The 11,925-nt window shown below is 71.3% G+C and carries 8 protein-coding genes; 7 read left to right on the top strand and 1 reads right to left on the bottom strand.

Annotated features, from left to right (window positions below; translation table 11 throughout):
- Nucleotides 1–6: 6 nt before the first annotated feature.
- The gene (locus tag ACFTWF_RS02465) at nt 7–2,583 is read right to left on the bottom strand and encodes a bifunctional lysylphosphatidylglycerol flippase/synthetase MprF (protein ID WP_378459675.1); all 2,577 of its coding nucleotides are present in this window, start codon (nt 2,581–2,583) and stop codon (nt 7–9) included.
- A 175-nt stretch (nt 2,584–2,758) separates the two neighbouring features.
- Between ACFTWF_RS02465 and ACFTWF_RS02460 the strand changes: the two genes are divergently transcribed.
- The 7 genes from ACFTWF_RS02460 (at nt 2,759) to ACFTWF_RS02430 (ending at nt 11,664) form a co-directional block, all read left to right on the top strand.
- Nucleotides 2,759–3,172, top strand: coding sequence for a BlaI/MecI/CopY family transcriptional regulator (locus ACFTWF_RS02460; protein ID WP_073366722.1), 414 nt, complete (start codon nt 2,759–2,761; stop codon nt 3,170–3,172).
- Between the two features lie 26 nt (nt 3,173–3,198).
- Entirely contained in the window at nt 3,199–4,152 is a 954-nt protein-coding gene (locus tag ACFTWF_RS02455) for a M56 family metallopeptidase (RefSeq protein WP_378459674.1), read from the top strand.
- A gap of 226 nt (nt 4,153–4,378) precedes the next feature.
- On the top strand, nt 4,379–6,262 hold the full coding sequence (locus ACFTWF_RS02450; protein ID WP_378459673.1) for a DEAD/DEAH box helicase: 1,884 nt from the start codon (nt 4,379–4,381) through the stop codon (nt 6,260–6,262).
- Nucleotides 6,263–6,393: 131 nt separating this feature from the next.
- Complete coding sequence (gndA, locus tag ACFTWF_RS02445) at nt 6,394–7,845, top strand: NADP-dependent phosphogluconate dehydrogenase (RefSeq protein WP_378459672.1); 1,452 nt, start codon at nt 6,394–6,396, stop codon at nt 7,843–7,845.
- A 97-nt stretch (nt 7,846–7,942) separates the two neighbouring features.
- The gene (locus ACFTWF_RS02440; RefSeq protein ID WP_378459671.1) at nt 7,943–9,340 is read left to right on the top strand and encodes a DEAD/DEAH box helicase; all 1,398 of its coding nucleotides are present in this window, start codon (nt 7,943–7,945) and stop codon (nt 9,338–9,340) included.
- Between the two features lie 5 nt (nt 9,341–9,345).
- Nucleotides 9,346–10,224, top strand: coding sequence for a DMT family transporter (locus tag ACFTWF_RS02435; protein ID WP_378459670.1), 879 nt, complete (start codon nt 9,346–9,348; stop codon nt 10,222–10,224).
- A gap of 3 nt (nt 10,225–10,227) precedes the next feature.
- Nucleotides 10,228–11,664 (top strand): GuaB1 family IMP dehydrogenase-related protein, encoded by a 1,437-nt coding sequence (locus ACFTWF_RS02430; protein ID WP_378459669.1) that lies wholly within the window; start codon nt 10,228–10,230, stop codon nt 11,662–11,664.
- Nucleotides 11,665–11,925 lie beyond the last annotated feature (261 nt).

Below are 11,925 nucleotides of genomic sequence, written 5' to 3'. Positions count from 1 at the left end.
AGCCGGTCAGCGGCGGCCGCCGATCATGGTCCGCACCAGCCGGAAGCTCTGCCCCAGCGACACCGTCGGCAGATACGCCCGGCCCACGGCGTTGCCGATGCTCGGCAGGGCGGCCGGGTCGGCGAACGTCATGTGCATCGCCACGTACCGGGGCTGGAACTTCGACTTGAACGCCAGCAGCGACCGGAACCCGTACACCGGCTCCAGGGTCCGGCCCAGCAGATCGAGCACACTGTCCATCACCGCCGACAGGCTCGACGACTCCGACCGCTCCCGCTCGTCGGCATCGCCGTCCGGCTGCTCGACCTTGGCGAGGGGGGCACCGGACAGGCTCAAGAACTGCGCCCCTTCCTCCTCCAGCTTCAGCGCCGCCGACGCGATGAGGAACTCCATCGCCGGACGGAACCCCTCGGCCCGGCGGCGCATGAAGTCCAGGGTCCAGCCCACCACCCGTCCGTCCTGGTACACCGGCAGCCAGGACGTCACCCCGTGCACGGTGCGGTCCTCGTCGACGGCGATCAGGCAGCGCACCTCCGGATCGTCTACCTCGTCGAGCCCACCGAGCGTGAACCCCATCTCGGGCATGCCCTTGTCCGCCACCCACTCCTCCGAGATCGCGGTGATCTGGTCGGTGATCGCCCGCGGGGCGCTCGGGAAGCTGACCCATTCCGCGGCGATCCCCGACTTCTTCGCCTTGTTCAGGGCGGTGCGGACGTCCTGGAACCGCTTGCCGGTGAACGCGATCCCGCCCAGGTCCAGCACCGTCTCCTCGGCAACCTGGATGCCGCTCCAGCCGAGGGCGTCCGTGACGTCGCGGACCTCACCGGTCACCGAGTAGAAGCACGGGATCCACCCGTTGGCGGACGCGAATTCGGCGAAGTGCTCGACGTTGTCGCGCAACCGGTCCGGCGGGCCCACCGGGTCGCCGGTGGTGAGGGCCACACCGGCGAGGACGCGGTACGCGACGTATCCGGTGCCGTCGGCCGAGAACCAGTAGTTGTTGCCGCGCCACGTCGTCATCCACGACAGCGGACTGCCGCTCCCCGACTTCAGCAGGGCCCGTGCGCGTTCGGCGGCCGCCGAGTCCGATCCGATGGCCGGGCTGAGGAACGTCGCAGCGACCAGTGCGCACAGCGCCACCCAGAACACCACCCCGGTCCACTCGTACAGCAGCGTCGCGGGAATGCTCACCGGCAGCAGCCGGGGGTCGAGCCACTGCAGGTAGACGGGGGGGATCAGCCGCTCCGGGAAGTCGGCGAGCAGCGTCGTGAACCCGGGCCTCGGGTCGAACCCGTTCCGCGCCCACAATCCGCCGAGGACATAGAAGACGGCGAGACCGGCGAGCAGCGACACCAGCACGACCGCCAGCCGCCGGTACGTGCCGGTCGGCGCCGCGACGTCGAAGAACCGCCGGGTGGCGAGCAGCACGATCAGGATCGCCAGCGGTGTCAGGAACGGAACCAGCGTCCGGTACAGGTTCGGGTCCGCCAGACCGTAGAACAGGGAGTCCTCGTTCAGGGAGTCGACGAACCGGACCGCGAAGTTGAGCAACGACAGCACCAGCAGAATGACCTGGGCGATCACGGACGCGACCCACGCGAAGCGACGGCCCCGTCGGAGGCCGTCGCTGAGGGTGAGCAGGAACAGGGACGGCATCAGACTGAGCAGGGTCGGGCCGACCCCGGACAGGCGGAGTTCGAGCAGTCCCCGCCGGCATTCGGGGTCCGTCGCCGACACCTCGCACAGATCGCGCACCTCGCCGGCGGTGTACGGGACGCCGCGGAACAGGTCGCGCAGCACGGCGAGGGGACCGACGGCCTCCGCGGACAGCGCGGCGATCATCGGCCCGATCGCACTGGCCGCCACGACGATCGCGACCAGCACCCGGCCCTCCCGCTGGGTGCCCGCGATCCGCTCACCGCGCGCCGACCGGCCGACGATCCACCGGCCGATCACCAGACCCACGACGGCCGCGGCGAGCCGGACCACGTCCTGCAGCGATCCACTGAACAGGGCCAGGGTGATCGTGAACGCGAAGACACCGACGCGGATCCGCCGCCGCCAGAGGGTGCCCATGTTCGAGCTGGCCACCATCGCGGCGCCGACGATCCACGTGCTGGGGCCCACCGCCATGCCCACGTGCAGCCGGAAGCCCCAGTTCGCGTCGACGACCTTCGCGGCCGCGGCAACCGACAGCGCCAGCAACCCGCCCAGCACCTGGGTGGCGACCGCGGCCAGCGCGAACCGCGCCGACCCCATGCGGCGTTCCAGCGGTGCCGCGGCCACGAGGACGAGGACGGTGGTCGACAGGTACGCGAGGACGTCGTCGCCCCACAGGCCGGCGCTCAGCAGCGTCCACACCGAGCCGTTCTGGAACGCCCGGATACCGATCGCGACGTGCTGGGACAGCGCATGGGAGGGGCCGCCGATCACGCTGGACGTGGCGATCGCGAGGATCCAGATCACGAGGAGCAGCGAGAAGCTGACCGGCGCCCCCCGCACCCATTCCAGTGCCCGCCCGCTCTGTCCCCTGACCCTGGCCGCCGTACCGTGCCCCGTTGCCGCACTGTCGTCGGTCTTCATCCCCCAGGTACCCACTCTCCGCGATGTCGAGAACGAAAGCTTGCCCGTCGGGTCGGCCGCTGCCCACCCGACCGTAATCCACCCGTTCGAACTATGGCCAATACCACACGCCGTGGCACAGTTTTACTACTACCAGTAGTACGTATCCGCGTCGTCGTATCCGTAGAATCGATTTATGGCTGGACTCGGCGAACTCGAACGCGCAGTGATGGATCACCTGTGGTCCACATCGGAACCGCAGACGGTACGGCAGGTACACGAGGCACTGGCGGCGCGCCGTGAACTCGCGTACACGACCGTCATGACGGTGCTCCAGCGGCTGGCGAAGAAGCACCTCGTCATCCAGCAACGCGACGACCGCGCCCACCGGTACCTGCCGGTGCACCAGCGCGAAGAACTGGTCGCGAGCCTCATGGTGGACGCCCTGCAGCAGGCGGACAAGTCCGGCAGTCGCGCTGCCGCACTGGTGCACTTCGTCGGCCAGGTCGGCGCCGACGAGGCCGACGCGCTGCGCGAGGCGCTCGCCGCACTCGAGGCCAAGGAACGATCCGCCGGAGACAATCAGTCGGGAACCGTTCGCGCGGGCTGACGTTCGTCATGCATGATGAGTAGGACATGGACGCCACCACCGCGCTGGTATTCGGAGTACTCGCACTTCTTCTCGCAGGGCCGGTCCCTGCGCTGTTGAGCCGTGCCCGATGGCCGCATCGCGCCCCCCGAGCCGCACTCGTGCTGTGGCAGGCCATCGCCCTGGCCGCGGTCCTCTCCGCGTTCAGTTCCGGTCTCGCGATCGCCAGCCAGCTCCTCGTTCCCGGCCCGGACGGACGCCCCACCACCGCACCGGTGGCCGAGATCGACGCCCTGGGCCTGCCCCTGTGGCTGCTCTACGTGGTCGTTTTCGCGCTCACCCTGCTGGTCGGCGCCAAACTGATGTTCGCGATCGTGCAGGTCGGGGTCCGCACCCGCCGCCGGCGCGCCCGGCACCGCATGCTGGTCGACCTCCTCGACCGCTGCGACTCGACGTCCCCCCTCGCCCGCACCCCGGACCTGAGGGTCCTCGACGTCACCGAGCCCATCGCCTACTGCCTGCCCGGTCTGCGCCAGCGGGTGGTGCTGAGCCAGGGCACCTTCACCAACCTCGACGACGCGGAGATCACCGCGATCCTCACGCACGAGCGGTCCCACCTGCGGGCCCGCCACGACCTGGTGCTCGAGGCGTTCACCGCCGTCAATGCCGCGTTCCCCACCGTGGTGCGCAGCAAGTCCGCGCTGGGATCGGTGCAGTTGCTGGTGGAGATGCTGGCCGACGATTCCGCCGTCCGCGCCACCGGTCCGACCGCGCTGGCCCGGGCCCTCGTCGCCTGTTCCGGGTCGATCGCCCCGAAGGGGGCGATGGCCGCCGGCGGTCCCAGCACCCTGCTGCGGGTGCAGCGGCTGGCCTCCTCGGAGGCGGGAGCCCCGGTCGCTCTCGCCGCCTACGCGGCGTCCGTTGCCATCCTCGTGGTCCCCACCATCGCCGTCGCCGTCCCCTGGCTCACCGAACTGAGTCGGCTGTTCGGCGCCATATAGTCGCCCACCTCACAGCCCGCCGGGTTCGATAACCGGGTGCCCCGTCGCGTACACTGGTCGGCGGTCGCCACTGCGGCCCATCAACACTGAAACGGCACACAGCCCAATTCCCCGCACTCCCGCGAATGGATTGACCAGGTGACATGTGCCCTGGCTCGTCCCTTTGTGCGTGCTGCATGACAGCCCCCGCTCCGCGACGCGCCCTAATGCCCGGAGAGGTATTTGCGTGACCAACGCTGTCCAGACGACGTCTGCCCCACTCGAGCAGGCCGAGACCGAAACCCCCGATCAGACCGCCACCGGAGCCGACGCGGCCACCGTGACGTTCGCCGAGATCGGCCTGCCCGCACCCCTGGTGCAGGCCCTCGCCCGTAACTCCATCACCACCCCGTCGCCCATCCAGGCGCTCGCCGTCCCGGACGCGCTGGCCGGCACCAACGTCCTCGGCCGCGCACAGACCGGGTCCGGCAAGACCCTCGCGTTCGGTCTGCCGATGCTCACCCGCCTCGCCCGCCACGAGGACCGGCCGGCGCCCAAGCGGCCCCGCGCGCTGGTGCTGGTGCCCACCCGGGAACTCGCGTTCCAGGTGGTCGACTCCCTCAACTCGTATGCGGGCGCCATGGGTGTGACCGTGCGCCCCGCCGTCGGCGGCACCCCCTTCACCAAGCAGGTCGACCAGCTGCGCCGCGGCGTCGACATCCTCGTCGCCACCCCCGGCCGCCTCGGCGACCACCTGCGTCAGGGCACCTGCATCCTCGACTCCATCGAGATCACCGCGCTCGACGAGGCCGATCAGATGGCCGACATGGGCTTCCTGCCCGAGGTTCGCTCCATCCTCGGTGAGACCCCCGCCGACGGCCAGCGCCTGCTGTTCTCGGCCACCCTGGACCGTGAGGTGCAGTCGCTGGTCCGCCAGTTCCTGCCCGACCACGTGCAGCACTCCACCGAGGATGGTCGCGCCAGCGTCGACACGATGGAGCACTACGTGCTGCTCGTCGACCGCGGCCAGAAGGACAACGTCCTCGCCGAGATCGGCGCCCGCGAGGGCGGCCGCACGATCATGTTCGCCCGCACCAAGCTCGGCTGCGAGGGAATCACCGACCGCCTCCGCGCGGTGGGGATCGCCGCCGAGGCACTGCACGGCGGCAAGGCGCAGAACCAGCGCACCCGCGTCCTCGAACGGTTCAAGAACGGCCGCACCCCGGTGCTCGTCGCCACCGACGTCGCCGCCCGCGGCATCCACGTCGACGGCATCGACCTGGTCGTGCACGTCGACCCGCCGGCCGACCACAAGGATTACCTGCACCGGGCGGGCCGGACGGCGCGCGCAGGCGAGAAGGGCACCGTCGTCGCGATCGTGCTCCCCAACCAGAAGCGCACCTTCCGCCGGCTGACCGGGATGGCGGGCGTCGACGCCACCGCCGTGCCCGTCACCCCCGGTTCGGAGAAGCTGGCCAGCATCACCGGCGCCAAGGCGCCCAGCGGAGAACCGGTGCGCGACACCTACTTCCGCAGCGAGCGCGGCGGCGACCGCAAGTTCGGTGACCGCGGACCGCGCCGCGAGGGCGGATACGCCGGTCGCGACGGCGGCGGCTACCGCGGCAACCGGAACGACCGCGGCGAGCGCAGCTACGGCGATCGTCCGTCCGGTGGGCGCGGCTTCGAGGGTCGCGGCCCGCGCCGCGACCAGACGGACACCCGGTCCGGCGGATACCGGGGCGAGCGTCCCCAGCGCGACGGCGACAACCGCGGCGGCGGATACCGCGGTGACCGCGACAACCGCTCGTTCGGTGACCGGGCTCCGCGCCGCGACTTCGGAGACAGCGGTCCCCGCCGCGAGTACGGAGGCGGCACCGGCGCCCCGCGCCGCGACTTCGGTGACCGCGGCGACAGCCACCGCGGATCCGGCGAGCGCAGCTTCGACCGCGGTGCCCCGCGCCGCGATTTCGGCGACAACCGCGGCGGCGCAGGCGGGTTCCGCCGCGACGACCGCCGCGACGACCGACGCGACGAGCGCCGTCCTGCATCGACCGGTGGCGGGTTCCGCAGCCGCACGGAACGTCGTTCGTACGACGGCTTCGACGGACCGCAGCGGGAGCGCCGCAGCTGATCCGCCGCTGACCTGACACGAAGGCCGGCCCTCGCATGTGCGAGGGCCGGCCTTCGTGTGTTTGGCTTAGTCGTCGAGGTGTTCGTAGCCGCCGATTTCACTACCGCCGAGCGAGAGGGAATGCTGTATCCATGACTATCGACAACACTGAGGGTGCCCGCGCCCAGATCGGCGTCACGGGACTGGCCGTCATGGGCTCGAACATCGCCCGCAACTTCGCCCGGCACGGTCACACCGTCGCGCTGCACAACCGCAGCATCGCGAAGACCGACGCCCTCATCGAAGAGCACGGCAGCGAGGGCGATTTCGTCCGCACGGAGACGATCGAGGAGTTCGTGGCAGCGCTCCAGAAGCCGCGCCGCGTGCTGATCATGGTCAAGGCCGGTGACCCCACCGACGCCGTCATCGAGGAACTCGCCGCGGCGATGGAGACCGGTGACATCATCATCGACGGCGGCAACGCCCTGTACACGGACACGATCCGACGCGAGGCGTCCCTCCGGGATCGCGGCCTGCACTTCGTCGGCGCCGGCATCTCCGGTGGCGAGGAGGGCGCGCTGAACGGCCCGTCGATCATGCCGGGCGGACCGAAGGAGTCCTACGCGGCCCTCGGGCCTCTGCTCGAGTCGATCGCCGCCCAGGTCGACGGGACCCCCTGCTGCACGCACATCGGCCCCGACGGCTCCGGGCACTTCGTGAAGATGGTCCACAACGGCATCGAGTACGCCGACATGCAGCTCATCGGCGAGGCATACAACCTGTTCCGCGACGCCCTCGGCTACGACGCCGACCAGGTCGCCGACGTGTTCACCGAATGGAACGCCGGCGACCTCGAGAGCTACCTCGTGGAGATCACCGCCGAGGTCCTGAAGCAGAAGGACGCGAAGACCGGCAAGGCCCTCGTCGACGTGATCGTCGACGCCGCCGAGCAGAAGGGCACCGGCCGCTGGACCGTCAAGTCCGCGCTCGACCTCGGGGTCCCGGTCACCGGCATCGCCGAGGCGGTGTTCGCCCGCGCCCTGTCCGGCTCGCGCGCACAGCGCAAGGCGGCCGTCGGTCTCGCCTCCGGCGTCCTCGCGGACAAGCCGACCGACGCCGCACAGTTCACCGAGGACATCCGGCAGGCGCTGTACGCGTCGAAGGTCGTGGCGTACGCGCAGGGATTCGACCAGATCGCGGCCGGCAGCGCCGAATACGACTGGGACCTGCACCCCGCCGACCTCGCGACCATCTGGCGCGGCGGCTGCATCATCCGTGCGCGGTTCCTCAACCGCATCAAGGACGCCTACGACGAGAACCCGGCGCTGCCGAGCCTGATCCTGGCCCCGTACTTCAGGGACGCCATCGAGACGGCCATCGACAGCTGGCGCCGCGTCGTGTCCACCGCCACGCTGCTGGGTATCCCGGTGCCGGCGTTCGCATCGTCGCTGTCCTACTACGACGCCCTGCGCGCCGAGCGGCTGCCGGCGGCCCTGACCCAGGGGCAGCGGGACTTCTTCGGCGCCCACACCTACGAGCGGGTCGACGCGGAGGGCAAGTTCCACACCCTCTGGAGCGGTGACCGCAGCGAAGTGCAGGCCTGAGCCGCCCCTCGAAACGCGGTCCCGGCCGTGACGCACCAGCGTGTGCGTCACGGCCGCGGCGTCGGAAGACCCTCGTCGCAGGCGGTAGCCTTCCGATATGCCCGACCACGAACTTCCCCCGCCCGCACCGGTGGGTGAGACGTTCCTCGCGCTCGGTCTCCCCGCGGTGATGACCCACGCCCTCGGCCGCGGCGGCATCGCGGCGCCGTTCCCGATCCAGGCGGCCACCATCCCCGACGTCCTCGCGGGCCGGGACGTGCTGGGCCGGGCGCCGACCGGATCCGGCAAGACCCTCGCGTTCGGGCTGCCGATGCTCGTGCGGCTCCGGGGCGCCGCCAGCAGGCGCGGGTATCCGCGCGGCATCGTCCTGGTCCCCACCCGCGAACTGGCCCTGCAGATCGAACGCGCCCTGGACGAACCGGCGCTGTCGGTGGGACTGCGGGTGGCGAACGTCGTCGGCGGTGTGCCCGTCAAACGTCAGGTCGAGATTCTGTCCCGGGGTGTCGACCTGCTGATCGCGACGCCGGGGCGCCTCGCAGACCATCTGGCGCAGGGGTCGGTGTCGCTGGACGACGTGACGGTGCTGACCCTCGACGAGGCCGACCACATGGCCGACCTCGGGTTCATGCCGCAGGTCACCACGATCCTGGACCGGACCCCGGCGGACGGTCAGCGGCTGCTGTTCTCCGCGACCCTCGACGGGGACGTCGACGCCCTCGTCCGGCGGTACCTGCGCGACCCGGTGACACACGCGACGGCGCCGGACACGGCGTCGGTGCCGACGATGCGGCACCACCTCCTGTACGTCGACCGGGACGACAAGTATTCGGTTGTGGCACATATCGGTTCACGTTCCGGGCGGACGTTGATGTTCGTGCGCACCAAGCACGGCGTGGACCGGGTGGCGAAGGAACTGCACGCCGCAGGCGTCGCGGCCGGCGCCCTGCACGGCGGGAAGGCGCAGAACAACCGCACCCGCACCCTCGAATCCTTCGCCGACGGCACCACCCCGGTCCTGGTGGCCACCGACGTGGCGGCCCGCGGCATCCACGTCGACGGCATCACCCTCGTCGTGCACGTGGATCCGCCCACCGAGGCCAAGGACTACCTGCACCGTGCGGGGCGGACCGCGCGCGCCGGCGAGTCCGGCGTGGTGGTCACCCTCGTCACCGAGGAGGAGCGCGCCGAGGTCGAGAAGCTGACCCGCAAGGCCGGGATCGCCGTGGACGGCACCCCGGTGCGGCCCGGCGACCGGGTGCTGGCCGAGATCACCGGCGCCCGCCGCCCCACCGGGAAGGCGGTTCCCGCACCCGACACGCGGGCCCCCGCGCAGGACACCCCGAGGAAGGGCCGGCAGGCGCACGACACCGGTGGGCGGCCGGGCCGCCGCGGGCGGCCCGGAGACGACGGGGCGTCCCGGGCGGGTGCCCGCCGCGGCCGCCGACCCGGACCTGCGTCAACTCCGCACGGACACCGCAACCGCGGGGCACACTGAGAGGCATGTCCCTGCCTTTCGCGTCGATGGTGTGCGCGCTGATCGCGGCGCTGCTGTTCGCGTGCGCGTCGGTGGCGCAGCAGAGCGCGGCGTCCGCGGTTCCGGAGGACGCCGGACTGATGACCACCCTGCTGCGCAGTCCGCGCTGGTGGGCCGGATTCCTCGGTGACGGCGGCGGATACGTGATGCAGGCGGTCGCGTTGGCGCTCGGCTCGGTCCTCCTCGTGCAACCACTGCTGGTGTCGTCGCTGCTGTTCGCGCTGCCGCTGTCGGCGAAATTCGCGGGCTACCGCCTGTCCCGCACCACCTGGGTGCTGGCGGTGGCCCTGGCCGTCGCGCTCGCGATCTTCCTCGTCGTCGGCGACCCCACCGAGGGGAACATCGACGCGCCGTTCCGGGAATGGGTGGTGCCGCTCGGGGCGCTGCTCGCGGTGGTGGTGGTGGCCGCCTCCGCCGGGATGTCGAAGATCGACCCCGGGTGGCGGGCGCTGCTGCTCGGCGGGGCGGGCGGCATCCTCTACGGGGTGGCCGTGGCGTTCACGAAATACGTCGTCGAACTCGTCCCGCGCGGGCTGGGGGCGGTCCTGAGCAGCTGGCAGGCGTGGGCCCTCGTCGCCGCCGGACTGGTCGGTGTGTACCTGCAGCAGCGCGCCTTCCAGGTGGGACCGCTGTCGACGTCCCTGCCCGCGCTGACCATCGCCGAACCCCTCGCCGCCGTGTTCCTCGGGATGACCGTCCTCGACGAGCGCCTGCGCGTGGAGGGACCCGGCCTCGTCGTGGTCGGCTGCGCGGTGGCGGTGATGCTGATCTCGACCATCGGACTGTCCCGGTCGCAGGCGCAGCGGACATCCGACACCGCCGCAACTTCCCCGGTATCGTCCTGACGTGTGCAGTTCCTCGACGGGCATCGCCCTCCCTATGACCTGACGTACGACGACGTGTTCCTGGTGCCGAACCGCACCGAGGTCACGTCGCGGTTCGACGTCGACCTGTCCACCGCGGACGGGACCGGCACCACCATTCCGATCGTCGTCGCCAACATGACGGCGGTGTCGGGACGCCGCATGGCGGAGACCGTCGCCCGCCGCGGCGGCCTGGTGGTTCTCCCGCAGGACCTGCCGGCGCCCGCCGTCGCGGAGACCGTGTCGTTCGTCAAGAGCCGGCACCTGGTGGCCGACACACCGGTCACGCTCGGCCCGGACGCCGCCGTGTCCGACGCCCTGGCGCTGCTGCCGAAGCGGGCGCACGGGGCCGTGGTCGTCGTCGAGAACGACCGACCCGTCGGCGTCGTCACCGAGGCCTCCTGCGCGGACGTCGACCGGTTCGCCCGGCTGCGGTCGGTGGCGCTGACCGACTTCGTCACCGCCCCCGTGTCCGCGTCGCCGCGGGACGTGTTCGAACTCCTCGAGGGCACACACGACTCGCTCGCCGTCATCGTCGAACCGGACGGCACCCTCGCCGGTGTCCTGACCCGCACGGGCGCCATCCGCGCCGGCATCTACCGACCCGCCGTCGACGGCGACGGCCGGTTGCGGATCGCCGCGGCCGTCGGCGTCAACGGCGACGTCGCCGCGAAGGCCCGCGCCCTGGTGGACGCGGGCGCCGACCTGCTGGTCGTCGACACCGCGCACGGCCACCAGCAGAAGATGATCGACGTCCTCGGCGCGCTGAAGAAGGCCGACCTCGGCGTCCCGCTGGTCGCCGGCAACGTCGTGTCCGCGGCCGGTACCCGGGATCTGATCGACGCGGGCGCCGACATCGTGAAGGTCGGTGTCGGGCCGGGCGCGATGTGCACCACCCGCATGATGACGGGTGTGGGCAGGCCGCAGTTCTCCGCCGTCGAGGAATGCGCCACGCAGGCGCGGGCGATGGGCGCGCACGTGTGGGCCGACGGGGGCGTCCGGCATCCCCGCGACGTGGCGCTCGCCCTCGCCGCGGGCGCGTCGAACGTGATGATCGGATCGTGGTTCGCGGGCACCTACGAGTCCCCCGGCGACCTGCGGGTGGACCAGGCGGGCAACGCGTACAAGGAGAGCTTCGGGATGGCCTCCAAGCGGGCCGTCGCGGCCCGGACCGCCACGGACACCGCCTTCGACCGCGCCCGGAAAGGCCTGTTCGAGGAGGGCATTTCGAGTTCCCGGATGCGGCTGGACCCGGAACGTCCCGGCGTGGAGGACCTGATCGACCACATCTGCTCGGGGGTGCGCAGCACGTGCACGTACGCGGGCGCGCGGACGGTGGAGGAACTGCACGAGCGGGCCGTGCTGGGTGTGCAGTCCGCCGCCGGGTTCGCCGAGGGCCGCCCGCTGCCGGCCGGTTGGTGACGTCCGCATCCTGATGCGCCGGTGGGTGTCCTGTTCCACGGAACCGGACATCCACCGGTATCATTGGTCGCTCAACCCCACCAGTTTCTCGGCGCCGGACCCGTCCGGGCCGTCGAGGCCGAACGAGAGGACTCCGGTGCCCGCGGCACCCACACACGCAGCAAGCGCCCCACCCGCCGATGTCTCCGGGAGTGTCGTCCCCTCCTGCTCCGTGGAATCGGACTCCGATTCCGCCGGTTCGGAGGGCTCCTCTAGCGAGCC

Source organism: Rhodococcus sp. NPDC056960, from assembly GCF_042674125.1.
In the GTDB taxonomy this organism is placed as follows: Bacteria; Actinomycetota; Actinomycetes; order Mycobacteriales; family Mycobacteriaceae; genus Rhodococcus_F.
Note: the sequence above shows the minus strand (reverse complement) of the source record. Positions and strands in the feature narration are given on the sequence as shown.